This window comes from Flavobacterium sp. CF136 (assembly GCF_000282055.1).
Classification (GTDB): domain Bacteria; phylum Bacteroidota; class Bacteroidia; order Flavobacteriales; family Flavobacteriaceae; genus Flavobacterium.
Map to the genome: position 1 here is coordinate 17531 of NZ_AKJZ01000019.1, position 17653 is coordinate 35183.

Sequence of the window (17653 nt, forward strand, 5' to 3'; positions counted from 1 at the left end):
ACTGTGCTATAAAGTAAATAAATAAAATCGGAAATACATAAAATTATGAATAGACGTAATGCTTTAAAATTAGCAGCATCAGGGTTAGCAGGCCTCTACTTATCTCCTTTATTGGCTCAAAAAAACTTTTTTAGTGCTCCTTCTGTTCATAAAGGACCGTTTGAGCCTACCTGGAATTCTCTAAGCAAGTATCAGGTGCCGGATTGGTTTCGGGATGCTAAATTTGGAATGTGGGCACATTGGGGACCTCAGTGTGAACCCGAAGCTGGTGATTGGTATGCAAGAAGTATGTATCAGGAAGATTCCTGGCAATATAAATTTCATGTAGAAAAATATGGTCATCCTTCAAAATTTGGTTTTAAGGATGTAATTAATGTTTGGAAAGCCGATAAGTGGAATCCCGAAGAATTGGTGAATTTATATAAGGATTCCGGAGCCAAATATTTCATGGCCATGGCTAATCATCATGATAATCTGGATTTGTATGACAGCAAATACCAGCCTAACTGGAATTCAGTCAAAGTGGGACCTAAAAAAGATATTATAGCCGGATGGGAAAAAGCAGCCCGAAAAGCAGGACTTCCTTTTGCAGTAAGCGTTCACGCTGCTCATGCCTGGACTTGGTATGAAACATCACAGCGCTCTGACAAAAACGGAGCCCTTGCCGGTGTTCCTTATGATGGGAATCTTACTAAAGCGGATGGAAAAGGGACCTGGTGGGAAGGTTTGGATCCTCAGGAATTGTATGCGCAAAATCATCCATTAAGTAAAAACAGTTCAGATAATGTCGGAATACACAGTCAATGGAATTGGGAAGATGGCGCTTCTATACCATCAAAAGAATATATTGAAAGTTTTCACAACCGAACAATAGATTTGATCGATAAATACAATCCTGATTTGGTTTATTTTGACGATACGGCATTCCCTCTGTGGCCTATAAGCGATGCGGGGTTACGTATTGCGGCACACATGTATAATAAAAGCCTCCGGAAAAATAAAACAGTTCAGGCAGTAATTACAGGTAAAATATTAGACGAGCAGCAAAAAAAAGCTATGGTCTGGGATATTGAAAAAGGACAGAGTAACAGCATAGAACCTTTGCCATGGCAAACAGATACCTGTATTGGCAACTGGCACTATGATCGTGGTGTTTACAAAGACAAGCGTTACAAATCAGCAAAGACCGTTATTCATACCCTGATCGATGTAGTGAGTAAAAACGGTAATTTGATGCTTAATATTCCAGTTCGTGGTGATGGAAGTATCGACGAATTAGAACGCGCAATTGTTGCAGAAATTGGGGTTTGGATGAAACTAAACAGTAAAAGTATTTATGGTACGCGTCCCTGGAAAATATTTGGCGAAGGTCCACAACAAGAAAGTGCTGGAGCATTAACAGCTCAGGGATTCAACGAAGGAAAAGGGAAACCTTACACTTCAGAAGATATTCGTTTTGTACAAAAAGACAAAATACTTTTTGCGACCATAATGGCCTGGCCAGAAAGCGGTACTGCAATTATTAAAAGTTTAGGAAAATCTAATCCGTATCATACTGAAACAATAAGACAGATTCGATTAGTCAGTACAGGAGAAAAACTGAAATTCAAACAGAATTCAGACGCTCTTGAAGTCTATTTTCCAAATCAAAAGCCGGAAGCTTCTTATGCTAATGCTTTGGAAATAATTTAGAATTAAAAAACTGCGTACAAAAATGATATAATTACACCCAATGGGTTATAATAATGCAGACTTCTTAATTTTGCAAGGAAAAAACCTTTCGGTACTTTTAGAATTCTATATAAAAATAAATTGAAAAGAATGAAGCAAATAACAATTCTATTTGTCTTACTTATTCCAGTGTTTTGTATTGGACAAGTGGTTAAGGGTTATAAAAAACATAACGATAAAGTAGTTATAACTCTCGACAAAGGAGAACTTTATTTGAGTCCTTTAACCGAAAATACCATAAGAGTTCAGTATGGTTTGGAAATGAAAAGTCAAATACCTGAATTAGTTTTTACTTCAAAAGTTAAGGTGCCTGATTTTAAGGTTTCTGAATCCAGTTCACTAATTGAAATTGCTACATCAAAAATGACGGTTGTAGTAGATAAAATAACTGGAACATTATCTTATCGGAACCATGAGGGCAAGGTATTTCTTAGCGAAAAACCAGGCAGTCGTATTTTTAAACAAAGTTCAGTACAAGGAGAATCCTGTCATATTGCTGAACAAGGTTTTAATTCTTTGCCTGATGAATATCTTTTTGGTACAGGTCAGTTTCAGGATGGATATTTGAATATTAAAGGATTACCCAGGAGATTAACCCAGGTAAATACACAAATCTCTATTCCGTTTGTTATGTCAAGCAAAGGATATGGTTTGCTATGGCACAATTATGGACTTACCGATTTTAATCCAGCTGATAACGTTGTGAACTTAAATCCAGCAGGTATAAGTGGGGAAGCAATTACTGTTAATGTTACTACGACTAATGGAACTCAAAAGGAAACTCGCCAGGATGGTGTTTTTACCGGAAATTTTACCGTTAAAGATAATGGTGAGTATGCTATCCTGCTCGATGTGGGTCAAAAAATGGCTAGAAAATGGCAGTTGACAATTGATGGTAACGAGGTCCTTAATTTTAAAAACCATTGGTTGCCGCCCACAACCAGCACGTTGGTTAAACTGACAGCAGGAAAACATGAGATTATAGTTACCGGAGAAAAAAACGATCTCCCTGTAGTGTATTATCGTAAAGTTACGAATGAAACAGTCTTCAGATCTCCTGTTGCTGAGAGGCTGGATTATGTTGTTTTTGCCGGAAATTCAGATGAGGTTATTTCTAGCTATCGCAATCTGACAGGGCAGGCTCCGCTTATGCCTGTATGGTCGTTAGGTTATATTCATTGCCGTGAGCGCTTTACTACTCAGGATGATTTACTTGAGAATGCAAAAGAATTCAGAAAGAAAAGATTACCAATGGATTTAATTGTTCAGGATTGGCAATATTGGGGGAAATACGGTTGGAATTCGATGAAATTTGATGAGGAAATGTATCCTGATCCAGCTACAATGGTAAAAGAATTGCATCAAATGAATATGCGACTGATGCTTTCCGTTTGGTCCAAAATTGATAAAGGAAGCGAACTTGGTAAAGAATTTGATAAAAAAAAATACTATATCCCAAATACCGAATGGGTTGATTTCTTTAACCCTGATGCAGCAAATTATTATTGGAAGAATTTTAGTGAAAAGCTTTTAAAACCTTATGAAATTGATGCCTGGTGGCAGGATGCTACCGAACCGGAAAACGATGATTTAGTAAATAGGAAAATAAATAGCGGAACAATTTCCGGAGAGCAAATGCGAAATGTTTATCCGATGTACGTAACAAAAACAGTATATGAAGGTTCGCGCAAGGATGCTCCGGACAAAAGAGTTTTTATTCTTACCAGAAGCGGTTTCTCGGGCCAGCAGCGTTACGCAGCAGCCGTTTGGACTGGAGATATAGGTAATGACTGGGAAACCTTGCGCCGACAACTCACAGCCGGATTGAATTATTCCATAACAGGATTACCCTGGTGGACTTTTGATGCAGGAGGTTTTTTCCGTCCCGGCGAAAGCCAATACACCGATGCTAAATTTCACGAACGTTTTTTAAGATGGTTTCAGTTGGCTACATTCTCTCCTTTGCAAAGGGTACACGGATATCAAACTAATACCGAATTCTGGAGATACGGTGAAAAAGTAGAAACCGAAGCTTTAAAATATTTAAACTTTCGTTATCGTTTGATGCCCTATATTTATTCACAAGCAGCAGATATAACGTTTAAAAACGGAACCTTGATGCGTCCACTGGTAATGGATTTTGCAAAAGACACAAAAGCACTTGAGCAAAAATACGAGTATATGTTTGGGTCTGCCTTTCTTGTTGCTCCTGTTGTTTCAGAAAGTGTAGATAAGTGGGATGTTTACTTACCTGAAAACCAGTCAGGATGGTTTAATTTCTGGACAGGAAAACATTATAATGGAGGACAAACAGTAAAAACAGCTGCGTCTCTCTCAACCATTCCTCTATATGTAAAATCGGGTTCTATTGTTCCAATGGGCGAGAAAATGCAGTACACAAACGAAAAGCCTGCTGAAACCCTCGAAATTAGAGTGTATAAAGGCGCTAATGGCAAGTTTGAGCTTTATGAGGATGAGGGAATAAATTACAACTATGAGAAAGGAGCTTTTTCTATCATACCTTTTGAATGGAATGAACAAAAACAAACGCTGACAATTGGAAAACGAAAAGGCGGATTTTTTAAAGGATTAATTGAAAACCGTGTGTTTAATATCGTTTGGGTTGACGAATCAAATGGTGTTGGTATCGAAAATCAAAGAACAGATATTTCGGTAAAATACAATGGAAATACTATTGATGTTTCGAAGAAAATAAAAGAGTGACAAACTCGTATTGTTCTGGTATTGTCGTCAGTTCGAGTGTTTTCTTTAAAAAATGCGATAGCTTTTTTTAAAGAAAATGTATCGAGAACCTTAGTATTAGAAAGCTTCTCGATACAATTTTTAATCATAAAGCGATCGCATTATTATTAAAAATCACTCGAAGTGACGACTGAAAAATTGTTAACTTAATGACATTGAGCTGAAGCAGGAGGCAATTCAAAGATTTACTTATGTTTTTTTATTGATGTTATTCTCTGCTACTGATTTATACCTTTTTTTCGGCCTGACTTTTGAAATCATTTGACTTGTTGCGAACTCATCATAATAATTTATTGGACAATAAAACCAATCAATGAGTTTTTACGTATATGATTAAATTAACTCAATACTTTTGAATCATGTCAAATAAAATCAGAAAAATAAAAGCGGAGGAGAATCTAAAATTATCCCAAAAATTTGATGATATAGACAGAAAAATGCATAAAAAAATAGTAATACTGATTGCCATATTAATTACCCTTTTTATTATTTTGCTATTAGTTTTGTTTAGCAATATTTTTTCGGTTCAGCATTTTTTGTAAATCTGTGCCATACAGTATGATTAATAGCCGGTTTAATAAATCAATTGCATTATTTGTTTATATTTTTTTGAATTCCAAAGCATTTAAAATACCGCCACTATTCCTTATGACAGAAGAAGAATTAAAGAATTATGGAATCCTGTCATTAAAGTCCAGATGCCCGAAAAAGGATATTACTGGAACAATAAACACGGAAAAATGATCGCCATTGCTAAAATGGCTGTCACTTTTGTTACCGGAAAAACTATGGATGATGGTATTGAAGGAAACTTAGAATTATAATATTCTTAAAGTTCTGAAACATCAAAATCACTTTCAACTTAACCATTTATGAATGAACACATTACAACAATTTATTAAACAATAAAAGGTTTAGTGTATATCAACGAGTTTTTGTGTATATCAACGAGTTTTTGCGTATATAACTGAATTAACATAATACTTTTGAATCATGAGAGAAAAATTTTTGAGCCATGAAAGAGAAAAACAGAAACATAAAAGTTGAGGACAATCTTAAATCAATGCAAAAATTCGATGATATTGACAGGGAAATGTATAAAAAAGCAGTAATGCTTATTGGCCTGTTAATAACGCTTTCTTTTGTGTTGCTAATAATTCTGTTAAGTAATATTTTTTCGCTTCACTATTTCAATGAAGCCTCTGCCATATATAGTACTGGATAAAAAAAACAATCATATTATCTGTTTATAATTTTTTTGAATTCCAAAGCATTTAAGATTCCTTCTTCACCTGCCGTATTATTAAAATATACAAAAGCATTTTTGCCTTTTGTTTTATTTTTAATATCATTTAATTGTTCCGGAGAATATCCGGAATAAAACATTTTTGGAGTTCCATGAAGCCTGATGTAAATTAAGGGAGATTTATAGAAAATGGTTTCAGGCAATTGAGGATGGCTTACGCTGCAAAACGTAATGTTGTTTTCCATAAAAAGATCCCAAACTTTATCAATCCACCAGCTTTCATGACGAAATTCGATTACATTTTTAAATTTTGGATTTAAATTATTAATAATATTTTGAAGCTTTTCTTCACTAAAAGAATAGCTTGGCGGAAACTGAAATAAAACACATCCTAATTTATCTTTTAAACCCGTATCGCAAATAGTATAAAAATCTGAAATCAGTTCCTTACAATCTGTAAACTTTTTGATATGTGTGATTTCTTTTGGTGCCTTTACTGAAAATATAAAATGTTCAGGTGCTTTTTTATACCAGTTCTCAAATATTTTTACTGTTGGAAATTTATAAAAACTGCCATTAAACTCATAAGTATCAAAATGCTGGCAGTAATAATCAAACCATTTTGAAACAGGCATATTTTCAGGATAAAAGATACCTTTCCAAAACCGATTATTAAAACTGGAACATCCTGCTAAGACTTCCTTTTTCATTGATATAATTTTTGACAGTTAGTACAAAAAAAGCTGCGTCTTTTTTTTATTCCGGTGTGTTTCTTTATAAAAGGAAGATTACAACGCTCACAAGTACTTTTGGTATGTGCTTTCCAATGTTTTTTTAATTCATAATTCTTTTTCCAGTCCAGGAATTGAAAACTATAAATAACACTTTCCTCAATAAGCCTTTTTATATCTTCAGTTGGAATTTTACCCACTAATGATTCCGGATGAATTTTGCATCGGTATAAAATTTCATTTTTAATAATATTCCCAACTCCTGAAAAGATATTCTGCTCCAATAAAGCATCACAAATCATTTGGTTAGGAATTTTATTGAGGCTTTCTTCAGCTTTTACGGGATTCCATTTTTCATTCATCACATCCTCGCTCCAGTCATAATAATCATTGATATCCCCTTCTAAAATTTTAATTGAACAAGTGTAAAAATTAATTTCTCCATCTAAAAAAATCAGGCTTAACCGTGGTGCAGTTTCTTTTCTTTCATTAATCCGATAAGTGCCAAACATCAGCATATGTATTTTGACAGTAAACCCATCAAAACAAATTAAAAAATGTTTACCCCAGCTTTTAAAGGCACGTATCGTTTTGTTTTTAAGTCTTTCAATATCAACACTGCTGTTTCCAGCAACATCAATAACTTTTTTTCCTTCAAATTGACGGACTTCTTCTTTTAATATCACTATTGATGGACCTTCCGGCATACTCTCCTAATTTTTATTAACTATTTTAAACGAAAAAAGCACAGCTTAAAAACTGTGCTTTCTTAATCTCTTAAAAATTAATCTGCTTCAGCAGCTTCAAGATTTACTGCATTCACAGCAACAATTGTCAGCTTTTTGTCGGCACCTTTTTCTTCTTCCAGAGTTTGTTCCAATAAACGGACAGCTTCGGTTAAACCTAAAGTCTCTGCAAATTGTCTCAGTGTTCCGTAAGTTGCAATTTCATAATGCTCAATTTTTTGAGCTGCTGCAATAATTCCGGCATCACGCACTACTCCAATTTCAGTTTCTTCCAAAATTGATTTACCTTCTTCAATTAGGCCTTCCATGGCATCACATTTTTTAGCTGTTGCTTTTTTGCCAATCACTTCAAAAACCTTTTCCAAACGGGTTATCTGTTCTTCAGTCTCGATTAAATGATTGTTTAGTACCTCAATCAAATCAGCTGAAGCAGCATTTTTTGCCATTAGAGGAATCGCTTTAGTCAATGCTTTTTCTGCCCAATAAATATCTTTCAGGCTTGCTTCAAACAATTCAGTTAAACCAGATGCTGCATCGCTTTTAGGTTTTGTTGCTCCTTTTTTACTATCAGTAGTTTTCATAATAATATTTTTTTTTCGTTATTAATGTTTCAAAATTAATTTGTTTAAAAAAGAAAGAGGTTATAATATTATGGATTAAAATTATACTATAAACACCTGTGTATTATGAAATTAGATTTTAAAATCTTGTAACATATTTTTTTAAATTCCGGCATAAATTTGTTTAATAAATACAGCAAAAGACATAGTATTATGAAAACAGATGCCCAATATATTGACGAAATTAAATGTGATTTTCATCAGAAATATCAAGATGTTGTCTCGGATATTGATGCTGTTTTAATTGATGCCGCTATTGATAGCCTTCTGAGAGATGCGAACATCGTTAGAAACGAAAACATTCCGAACGAAGAGCAGGTAATCAATGAGAATGATTATATCACAAACCATCAGGAAGATGATGACTATGATCTGCCCGAACCTATTGACAGGGAAGAGCATATAGATAATGAAGAGGATCTTGATGAAGAGGACTGGGAACGAAACGATCATTAAAACTCAAAAATATTTCAGATAAAATATAAAAAACCTTTAAATGTATGTTTTAAAGGTTTTTTGTTTAATGGATAATTTCAATTTCAAAAATTTATATCAATACTTCAAGTACAAACAGCTGTAAATTATAGAATTAGGAACCAAAATTCTATAAATATTTCACTTCGGTTCTGACTAGATTTGTATAATACGAACACAAAAATTAATATCATGAGTACTATAGATCAAAACAACGACATTTTTAAGGCTAAAAGGGATTCCGGAAACCATATTTCTGATAAAGAAACGCTCCTTAATGATGAATTTCTAAATAGTGATTTTGAGGATATTCATCAAAGCAATGAAGAAATTGCCAAACAGGGATATACAGTGAGAAATGGCTATGACCCTAATAAACCGAATCCTGATCAGGAGAAAATCACAAATGATGAAGATGACCTGGATGATTTAGATGATGATTTTCATACCGAAAAAGATCTGGAACACGATGACTATATCGAAGAAGATCTGAATGATGACGGTGAAGACTTAAATATTACAAATGATGAATTTGATAACCCATCAGACGATTTTAACGAAACTGAAGACGTTTTGGAAGATCTCGATGAAGACGATGAGGATGAGGATGACGACGATGATGACTATATAGAGGACGATGTGCAGGAAGAAGACGAAGATGATGACTTTGAAGAAAAAGAGGAAGATTATCCTGCAAACGATCCAAGAAAATTTTAGATTTCAAGTGTCTCACTTACACCGTTTTTAGCATAGTGTCGATTTCAAAAAAACCGTCAAATATTTGACGGTTTTTTTTATGAATAAAGTTAGTCTCCAATTTTTTCCAGGACAGGAATGTCGTCCATTTTTTCTAAACGTTCCGCTAATCCGGATCTGGCTTCTGTTAATTCTTCTTCAGCCTTAATTAATTCTTTGTACCACTTATCTTTTTTATCGGTGCTTATATTTTCAATTTTGCGCATTATTTCATAGATTTCACCTTCAGCTTCCATCACTTTCAATCTTTTATAATAGGTCAGGCTTTCTGTCATATGCGCAAGTGCGATCATTGCTGTTAAAAAAGGATGGTTATTGGTTACGTTAACATCCTTAATTTTACCATGCTCAAGTTCCACTTTCAAAGCAAAAGCAAATTCTTCCATATTAAATGCTTCATGTTTGCTATTCGGATTTAAATATGCTTTTATTGCCTCTACATTATTCATTGTTGACAAATCAACATCAGTCTGTTTATTATTGTTTAAATCATTAAAAACAACCAGTCCAATTGCTCTTGCCTCAGCAACGGTGGGATCATTCTTGGGATTTTCGAAATCACGTATCGACCAATCCCAATTATCAGGATGAACAGGCTTTATATATTTTTCGCAAAAATCTGTCACATCATTTTTTAAACTTACCATTTCATCTTCTCTTTTTATGTAGACATTCTGATAAGCACCACTTTTTGTTCCCATGACTTTTATTTTATTTTATTTTATTTTAAAATTAGAAACGACACATGTACCGAAATAGATGTGCCGCTTTTGTTTTTATTTTGAAATTTTTGCTAAATTTTCCTTCTGCCGCTAATTAAAGACAGTAGAAATAATACTATGAATATAAAGAATAAGACTTTAGCTATACTTGCAGCTCCGGCGGCAATACCTCCAAAACCAAATATTCCGGCTATTAAAGCCAAAATAATAAAAATGACTGTCCAACGTAACATAATATAGATTTTTAATTAATACCGATTTTGTTTATTATATCAAATTTCCGTCTTAAATAGCGATTGAGTTAACTCAAAACGTTATTTTTTTATCTCAATCAAATAGCCTTTCTTAATCTGGATTAAGTTGATTTTGGCTTTTATAAACTATTTTTGTAATTAAATTATGCGTTATGAAAAAATACGATTTTTTGATACTTGGCAAAAACCAATCTATCCTGGAAATTTTAATTCGGCTTGTAAATGCCAATGAAAATTGGAATGCTGTTGGGTTTAATCACGAAAAATTGGCTCAGGATTACTTTTTGGAAAATAAGCCTGATTTTGTTTTATTAAGTTCCGGGATTGAAAAAAACATTGAAGAAGAGTTTACGGAATTTTGTTTGAAAATTCACCCTGATGTTGAGGTGATTGAACATTTTGGTGGCGGCAGCGGATTACTTCAATCCGAAATACTGGACAGATTATATAAAAAAGGAAAACTTTAAAAATGGAGAAAAAATATTCAGTCGCCATTTATCCTTCACAGGACGTTATTGACTCTGTCAAAATAATGAAAGACTATCTGGAAACCAAAATCGGATGGTACAACAGTAAAAACTCGACTGCACATATTACGATTTGCGAATTTAAAATGACAGAAACGGAACTGGAAAAAATCAAACTGAAACTCCATAAAATCTGCGACACCTTTACACCTTTTCCAGTACAATTAGATCACTTTGGGTCTTATGATGCCGGTGCTTTTTTTATCTCTCCAAATGAAGATTCCAAAACAAATTTAAAACCAATCATGAAAAAGACACAGGATGCCTTGCGGCTTTCAAATATGAAAAAAAGCAACGATCCCCATATTTCTATTGGCCGAAGATTAACCCCGGAAAGTATCAAAATAGCCTCTCACCTCTTTACAACTATTGATATTAGTTTTTCATGCAATTCTATTGTACTACGCGAATTAGATGAAGTCAGGAAACAGTTTTTTGTAATTGATACTTTTACTTTCAATAGTAATCCGCTGCCTGAGTTTGTTCAGGGAAGTTTGTTCTGAATTAAATTTCAATATCAACTTCAATGGCAATGCCAATATTTTATTTAAACTCAATTTTATTTCTATTGTGTCTTAATGTAAAGTGAAACGACTTCAGCACAATCAAAAATCTATGTTTCTATGTGTTGAATAAAATTAAAACACCAGTTTTTATATTCTTTACTATAATATTTTAAGATTTCGTATATTTGAATTTTACAATTCACTCATGAAATCATTAGATTCATTTTACGAAGACATCACTCAGGGTTCAGTTGAACCAAATTCTTTATTGCCAAGCGATATTAAAAAAGAAATTGGTCATTTTAATGTCTTTGATATTAAAGAACTTATGGACAAGCTTCAGGAAAAATGGATTATGCCTTATGACCGAAGGGCTTTTTACAAAATAAGTTTGATTAAAGGTAAAAACATAGCCGAATATTCAGATAAAGTCATTCAAATAGACAAGCACGCACTCTTGTTTGCTACCCCAAAAATACCTTATAATTATCTCCCGCAGGACAAGAATCAATCCGGGCAATTTTGCGTATTTACGAATGAATTTCTCTCTAAAAACAAAAGCGGAATCGATCTTGATGAGCTGCCTATTTTTGCAACAGGCGGTTATCCTGTTTTTCAGCTTTCGGATGAAGAGGTTGTTGAAGTTGAACTGATATTCAACAAAATACAAAAAGAAATCAATTCAGATTATGTCTATAAATATGATTTGATTCGGAATTATGTAGCCGAGTTAATTCACTTTGGGCAAAAATTACAGCCTTTGACAGCACTTTATTCCAAACATAATTCGGCTGCGAGGGTTTCTTCTTTATTTGCTGAATTATTGGAAAGACAATTCCCTGTTGAATCTCCCCATCAGCGGCTTACACTCAGAACAGCTAAAGACTTTGCCGACAGGTTATCAGTTCATGTCAATCATTTGAATAAGGTTTTAAAAGAAAATACCGGAAAAACCACAACCGAATTAATCAGCAGCCGGCTAATAAAGGAGGCTAAAATTCTCTTAAAACAAACCGACTGGAACATCTCTGAAATTGCTTATTCTCTGGGTTTTGAAGAACTGGCGCATTTTTCTAATTTCTTTAAAAAACAAACCTCATTCACCCCTTTAGCATTCCGAAGTTAATTTTAGATTTTGAGGTTGAAATTGAATTTTTAATTTTGATTTCCCTGATTTGAATTTCGCAAATATCGATTTGATATTTACAACTTCTCAATGCTGCTTCATTTCTACCTTTGTCTTATCAATTTAAAACAAATTAAAAATGGCAGTAAATACAAAAATCGCCTTGGTTACAGGCGGAAGCAGAGGTTTAGGAAAAAACATGGCAATCGCAATTGCTAAAAAAGGAATTGACGTAATCCTTACATACAACAGCAAAAAAGACGAAGCTGATGAGGTCGTGAAAGAAATTGAAAGTTTAGGACAGAAAGCAGCAGCAGTTCAATTAAATGTGGCTAAATCTGACACTTTTGATGCTTTTTTAGGGGAAGTAGAAACAACTTTAAAAAGCACTTTTAATACAGATAAGTTCGATTTTTTGGTAAATAATGCCGGAATCGGAATCCATAATTCATTTGTCGGAACCACTGAAGCAGAGTTTGACCAATTGACCAATATTCACTTTAAAGGTCCATTTTTTCTGACTCAAAAAGCTTTGAATATTATGAATGACGGTGGCGGGATCGTTAATATTTCAACAGGCTTGGCAAGGTTTTCATTTCCAGGATATTCAGCCTATGCTTCTATGAAAGGAGCCATTGAAACCCTTACAAAATATCAGGCAAAAGAATTAGGAGAAAGAAAAATCAGGGCAAATGTAGTAGCTCCCGGCGCAATAGAAACTGATTTTGGCGGAGGTGTTGTTCGTGATAATGAACAATTAAATAAAAATATAGCTTCATTGACTGCTTTGGGAAGAGTTGGTTTGCCTGATGATATTGGCGGCGTGGTTGCTTTCTTATGTACCGAAGATGCCCGCTGGGTTAACGCACAACGTATTGAAGTTTCAGGAGGAACAAATTTGTAATATTACCAATCCGGTTATAAATAAAAACCCGACAGATTATAAAATCTATCGGGTTTCACCTTTTAATTAATATATTGAGTTAGTAAGATTTCTTGTTTAATCTTTTTGAATGATTACATTAAAACCGCCATCTTTATCAAAGACAACATCATAGAATTTTGAGTCTTTTTCTATACCGACTTCATAAGTTGTTTTATTTTTATAATCTACAACCACACTGGCCTCCCGAATAGCATTTTTTGGATAATTTTTCTTCAGGTAATTCAAAGCCGCAACCGGTAATTTGGAAACAGGTATAGCCAGTTCAAAAGCTTTTAAAATCCCCAGATTATCATAAACGGCTAATGCTTCACCATCATTTGTATTAAATTTTGCTTCATACCTGATTTCGTCATTATCATCCCCTACATATTCTAATCCCCAAACCGGAATTTTATCCGGATATTCTTTCTGAAACGTCTCTACTACTTTTAGTGGCGGAGTTATTACATCCTTTGGCGAAACTTTAGTCTGACCAATTAAAATACCAGTGTATAAAAAAATAATAAGACCTAAAATATTTTTCATAATTCTTAATTTAAATTAATAATCTTGAAAACTGTATACTAAAAGTACTACTTTTAAATGAAGAAAAAATGAAGAAAAGATAAAATTTAATAAGAAAATTTACTGATTAACCCGTTGAGTGAATTCAAAATGAGTGTCAGACTGAGCGGAGTCGAAGCCCTTTACATGTAAAAAGCCTTCGACTAAGTTTATCCTGAGCGAAGCCGAATGACAGACTCTATAAATTAAAAAGCAAAAAGCCTGCAGAACATTCATCCTGGCAGGCTTCTTTTTTGAAATAATTGAATTAGTAAGCACTCTTTATTTCTAATTTTTATTTTTCAGTCGATCAGTTAATTCTCTTCTGTAAGTAATTCCGATCGGTAATTTTTCTTTTTTTATGATGACAAAATCCTTCTCGGCAGTTTCGATTTTATCCAGCGCTACTATATAAGATTTATGAATTCGCATAAAGTTTTTTTCAGGCAGGCATTTTTCCAGTTCGCTTGTGGTAATCGATGCCAGATACGTTCTTTTTATGGTGTGTAATTTCACATAATTGCCAAAACTCTGCGCATACAAAAGCTGGTCTAATTCTATATCAACAAAGTAACCGTCAATTTTTACACTTACTGAATTGACAATAATTTCGTCTTCTTTATTTATTGTATTTTCAGTTAAAAAAAAGCGGTCAATAGCTTTCAAAAACCTGGGGAAATAGATTGGTTTCAAAAGATAATCAATAACTCCGTAATCGTAGCTTTCGAGGGCAAATTCAGAGTAAGCGGTTGTTAAAATAGTTTTAGGATGCACCTGAAGAATCTTTAGTAACTCCATTCCTGAAATTTCGGGCATATTGATATCCAAAAACATAAGGTCGACTCTGTTTTCACGAAGATAATCCATTGCTTCAATGCCGTTGTAGCCCTGAAAAACAAGCTCCAGATTTGGGTTTTGTTTTATATAATTGGCCAAAACATAATGCGCTGCCGGCTCATCATCAACAATAATACATTTTTTGGATTCTCCTCTCATTCTACAAACTTTTTCAGTTGTAATTTCAAATCAACTATATACGTGTTTTTATCATCCTGAATATCTAATTTATAGTCTTTCCCGTAAATCAGGTTCAAACGTTCAATCGTATTTTTCAAACCAATTTTAGTCGAAACAACATCTGTATTTTTCTTCGGAATTGAATTTACTACATGCAGATGAAGCAAACCATTTTCGACGGTAATAATAATTCGTACAAAACATTTTTCGATAGCGCAGGTTCCGTGTTTAAAAGCATTTTCAATAAATGCAATCAATAACATCGGCGAAACTTTATAGGCGTTTTCGTTATCGATTTTACAATCGTACGTAATATCGCAGCGATAGCCAACACGCTCTTTTTCGAGCTGTACATAACTGTTTATAAACTCCAGTTCATCTTCTAAGGATACACTTTGTTTATTGTTGCTTTCCAGCTGATAACGCATTAACTGCGAAACTTTCATGATTAAATCAGGAGTCCTGTCCGGAAATTCCAAACTGATTCCGTAGAGTGTATTAAAGGTATTGAATAAAAAATGAGGGTTCAGCTGTCCTTTTAAGGAATTCAACTGCATTTGATTGAACAGTAAGGTTTCATCGGTTTGTTTTCTGTGAATCCGATAAAATTTAAAAACAATTATCGGACTTAAAATACACACTAAAGTTCCTAAAACACTTGCCAATTGGTATGTATAACTCCTTTGATGTGAATTTTGGTACAAATGACATTTACTGAACATATCGAGCTTTGTTATTTCGTATAAAACAATCGAAAAAACGAATACTCCAAACAACGTCAGAAATACATAGGTCAGTGGTTTTTGTCCCTTAAATAATATTGGAAGCAGAAAAAAACGATTGAACTGGGCATGCATGTAGAGAATAAAGTAGAAAAAAACACCCATTAAAACAGAAGTGAATGAACTAAATAACATCCAGTCATTCTTTAATGTGTAAATCGTAAGTGAAAAGGCAACAACGGCAACCTCTTGCCACCATTTGTTGTCCAATATATTATCAAATTTTTTATTCATTTTTGATGCTAAAAATAATCTTTTGAGTAATTAAAAAAGGTGTCACCCTGAGCGGAGTCGAAGGCTTCTTGAATGAAAAGGGCTTCGACTAAGTTTATCCTGAGCGAAGCCGAATGGACTCACCCTGACAATGATTTTTTAAAGTAAGATGTTTTTACTTTATATCAAATAAGAGTTTCTATCAATTACACTTATGGTTAAAACAGTTTACAAATTAACCACAAATTTTTAAGTATTATTCCCAATAAATGACAAATTCAATTGGTCATTTATTAGTGTATTACATCATTTAAGACGGGCTATATCCACACAAGTGAAATAATTTTGGTGAACAATATCACATCTAAATTATTATGTATTTCAAAAAAACTATTTTAACTCGTTGGATGCAATTAGTTTTTAGTTCTAAATTTTCGTCAGTTCGGGTGTTTTTCGATAGAAAAATATATTGGGAACAAGAAAAATTAGAACTAAAAACGGTTCTCGATACATTTTTTGCTCCGTTTCACTCCACAAAAAACACTCGAACTGACGTTTTTAAAAAGAACTTACTAATTACTTTATTATTCTTCCTGATTTTTGCCAGTTCCGGCTTTTCACAGACCCTGTCATTAAAAGAAGCCATAAAAACAGGTCTTGAAAACTACGGTTCGATAAAAGCAAAAAACAACTACACCAGCGCTTCGCGTGAGACTCTTAAACAATCACGCCGAGATTATTTGCCTAACCTAAACTTATCTGCTCAACAGGATTATGGAACTATCAATGGGCAAAATGGCGCTTTATATGGCTTCAACGGTTTAGGAACTGCTTCTTCCGGACCTGCATTAGCTGATCAAAACTGGAATTCTGCTTTTGGAGCTTTGTATCTGGTCAATATGAACTGGGATTTTTTCACTTTCGGAAAAACGCAGGAAAAAATCAATTTGGCTAAAATAGATGTTCAGGCTAAAGAAAAAGACCTTGATCAGGAAAAATTCCAACAGCAAATCAAAATTTCTGCCGCTTATCTTAATTTATTAGCCAGCCAGAGATTATTGATTTCACAGCAAAAGAATCTAAGCCGTGCAGAAGTTTTTAAAAGAACGGCTGTGGCAAGAGTAAAAAACGGATTATTGGCAGGTGTCGATTCAACATTGGCAACAGCCGAGGTTTCGAAAGCTAAAATAGCCCTGAATCTGGCTAAGAATTTCGTCAAGGAACAAAATAACAGACTGGTCGATTTGATGGGCGTTGCACCGCAGGATTTTGTTACAGACACATTATTTGTAAATCAAATTCCGAAAGCAATAATAACAGCAGATAAAGCTTCTGACAGTTTGCATCCGTTGCTTCAATTTTATAAAACTAAAATTGATTACAGCAATCAACAGGCTAAATTATACAAACGTTTTTATTATCCGACAATGAGTGCTTTTGGGGTTTTGCAGACACGTGCATCAGGTTTTAACCCGGATTATATAACGGATCAAAACTCATTTAGCCGTAATTATTGGGATGGTGTAAATCCGGATCGCAGCAATTATTTGGTCGGAATTGGAATCAGCTGGAATCTTACTACTCCGTTCAGGATGAGCAAACAAGTCAGTGCGCAAAAATATGTTTCTCAGGCTTTGCAGGAAGAATATAACCAGGCCGACAGAGAATTAAAATCACAGCTGGCATTGGCCGATGACAAAATAAAAGTCACACTTGATAATTATGCCGAAGCGCCAATTCAGGTAAAAGCGGCACAACAGGCGTATTTGCAAAAATCGACTTTATATAAAAATGGTTTAACTGATCTTACTGATTTAACGCAAACTATTTTCACCTTAAACCGTGCCGAAATCGACCGTGATATCGTCAATAATAATGTATGGCAGTCATTTTTGCTAAAAGTGGCGGCAACGGGCAATTTTGACTTATTTATAAATGAATTTTAATTAT

At 34.0% G+C, this 17653-nt stretch carries 19 protein-coding genes; 11 read left to right on the forward strand and 8 right to left on the reverse strand.

Going from position 1 to position 17653, the window contains the following annotated elements:
* Positions 1 to 45 precede the first annotated feature (45 nt).
* The 4 genes from PMI10_RS08375 to PMI10_RS08395 all read left to right on the forward strand — a co-directional run bounded on the left by PMI10_RS08375 (position 46) and on the right by PMI10_RS08395 (position 5719).
* Positions 46 to 1692 (forward strand): alpha-L-fucosidase, encoded by a 1647-nt coding sequence (locus PMI10_RS08375; protein WP_007806650.1) that lies wholly within the window; start codon positions 46 to 48, stop codon positions 1690 to 1692.
* A gap of 129 nt (positions 1693 to 1821) precedes the next feature.
* Entirely contained in the window at positions 1822 to 4455 is a 2634-nt protein-coding gene (locus PMI10_RS08380; RefSeq protein ID WP_007806652.1) for a glycoside hydrolase family 31 protein, read from the forward strand.
* Positions 4456 to 5192: 737 nt separating this feature from the next.
* Entirely contained in the window at positions 5193 to 5318 is a 126-nt protein-coding gene (locus PMI10_RS22315; protein WP_007806656.1) for a hypothetical protein, read from the forward strand.
* Positions 5319 to 5509: 191 nt separating this feature from the next.
* Complete coding sequence (locus PMI10_RS08395; protein ID WP_007806658.1) at positions 5510 to 5719, forward strand: hypothetical protein; 210 nt, start codon at positions 5510 to 5512, stop codon at positions 5717 to 5719.
* Positions 5720 to 5733: 14 nt separating this feature from the next.
* On the opposite strand, the gene PMI10_RS08400 is transcribed toward PMI10_RS08395, so the two are convergent.
* The 3 genes from PMI10_RS08400 to PMI10_RS08410 all read right to left on the reverse strand — a co-directional run bounded on the left by PMI10_RS08400 (position 5734) and on the right by PMI10_RS08410 (position 7798).
* Positions 5734 to 6450: a DUF72 domain-containing protein gene (locus tag PMI10_RS08400; protein ID WP_007806660.1), complete on the reverse strand. Its 717-nt coding sequence runs from the start codon at positions 6448 to 6450 to the stop codon at positions 5734 to 5736.
* Positions 6447 to 7178, reverse strand: a complete 732-nt coding sequence (locus tag PMI10_RS08405; protein ID WP_007806662.1) for a DNA-formamidopyrimidine glycosylase family protein — start codon at positions 7176 to 7178, stop codon at positions 6447 to 6449. Before PMI10_RS08405 ends, PMI10_RS08400 begins: the two co-directional genes overlap by 4 nt.
* A 77-nt stretch (positions 7179 to 7255) precedes the next feature.
* Positions 7256 to 7798, reverse strand: a complete 543-nt coding sequence (locus tag PMI10_RS08410; RefSeq protein ID WP_007806665.1) for a YciE/YciF ferroxidase family protein — start codon at positions 7796 to 7798, stop codon at positions 7256 to 7258.
* 192 nt (positions 7799 to 7990) lie between these two features.
* Here PMI10_RS08410 and PMI10_RS08415 point away from each other — a divergent pair, with 192 nt between their 5' ends.
* Positions 7991 to 8293: a hypothetical protein gene (locus PMI10_RS08415; protein WP_007806667.1), complete on the forward strand. Its 303-nt coding sequence runs from the start codon at positions 7991 to 7993 to the stop codon at positions 8291 to 8293.
* Positions 8294 to 8503: 210 nt separating this feature from the next.
* Positions 8504 to 9028, forward strand: a complete 525-nt coding sequence (locus PMI10_RS21635; protein WP_007806669.1) for a hypothetical protein — start codon at positions 8504 to 8506, stop codon at positions 9026 to 9028.
* 89 nt (positions 9029 to 9117) lie between these two features.
* On the opposite strand, the gene PMI10_RS21640 is transcribed toward PMI10_RS21635, so the two are convergent.
* The gene (locus tag PMI10_RS21640; protein WP_007806670.1) at positions 9118 to 9768 is read right to left on the reverse strand and encodes a DUF5661 family protein; all 651 of its coding nucleotides are present in this window, start codon (positions 9766 to 9768) and stop codon (positions 9118 to 9120) included.
* Positions 9769 to 9860: 92 nt separating this feature from the next.
* Positions 9861 to 10022, reverse strand: a complete 162-nt coding sequence (locus PMI10_RS21865; protein WP_007806672.1) for a DUF1328 family protein — start codon at positions 10020 to 10022, stop codon at positions 9861 to 9863.
* A gap of 173 nt (positions 10023 to 10195) precedes the next feature.
* On the opposite strand from PMI10_RS21865, the gene PMI10_RS08430 reads away from it, so the two are divergent.
* The 4 genes from PMI10_RS08430 (at position 10196) to PMI10_RS08445 (ending at position 13106) form a co-directional block, all read left to right on the forward strand.
* Positions 10196 to 10510: a hypothetical protein gene (locus PMI10_RS08430; RefSeq protein ID WP_007806674.1), complete on the forward strand. Its 315-nt coding sequence runs from the start codon at positions 10196 to 10198 to the stop codon at positions 10508 to 10510.
* 2 nt (positions 10511 to 10512) lie between these two features.
* The gene (locus PMI10_RS08435) at positions 10513 to 11073 is read left to right on the forward strand and encodes a 2'-5' RNA ligase family protein (protein WP_007806676.1); all 561 of its coding nucleotides are present in this window, start codon (positions 10513 to 10515) and stop codon (positions 11071 to 11073) included.
* A 208-nt stretch (positions 11074 to 11281) separates the two neighbouring features.
* A complete protein-coding gene (locus PMI10_RS08440; RefSeq protein ID WP_007806677.1) occupies positions 11282 to 12202 on the forward strand; it encodes a helix-turn-helix domain-containing protein in 921 nt (306 codons plus the stop codon).
* A 139-nt stretch (positions 12203 to 12341) separates the two neighbouring features.
* Positions 12342 to 13106, forward strand: a complete 765-nt coding sequence (locus tag PMI10_RS08445; protein WP_007806680.1) for an SDR family NAD(P)-dependent oxidoreductase — start codon at positions 12342 to 12344, stop codon at positions 13104 to 13106.
* Between the two features lie 96 nt (positions 13107 to 13202).
* Here the strand turns inward: PMI10_RS08445 and PMI10_RS08450 are convergent, their stop codons facing one another.
* From PMI10_RS08450 to PMI10_RS08460, 3 genes are all read right to left on the reverse strand, one after another.
* Positions 13203 to 13673: a PepSY-like domain-containing protein gene (locus PMI10_RS08450; RefSeq protein WP_007806683.1), complete on the reverse strand. Its 471-nt coding sequence runs from the start codon at positions 13671 to 13673 to the stop codon at positions 13203 to 13205.
* Between the two features lie 306 nt (positions 13674 to 13979).
* Positions 13980 to 14687, reverse strand: a complete 708-nt coding sequence (locus tag PMI10_RS08455; RefSeq protein ID WP_007806685.1) for a LytR/AlgR family response regulator transcription factor — start codon at positions 14685 to 14687, stop codon at positions 13980 to 13982.
* Positions 14684 to 15724, reverse strand: coding sequence for a sensor histidine kinase (locus PMI10_RS08460; protein WP_007806687.1), 1041 nt, complete (start codon positions 15722 to 15724; stop codon positions 14684 to 14686). The genes PMI10_RS08455 and PMI10_RS08460 overlap by 4 nt, the downstream gene beginning before the upstream one ends.
* A 353-nt stretch (positions 15725 to 16077) precedes the next feature.
* Here PMI10_RS08460 and PMI10_RS08465 point away from each other — a divergent pair, with 353 nt between their 5' ends.
* Positions 16078 to 17649, forward strand: a complete 1572-nt coding sequence (locus PMI10_RS08465; protein WP_007806689.1) for a TolC family protein — start codon at positions 16078 to 16080, stop codon at positions 17647 to 17649.
* The last annotated feature ends 4 nt before the right edge of the window (positions 17650 to 17653 follow it).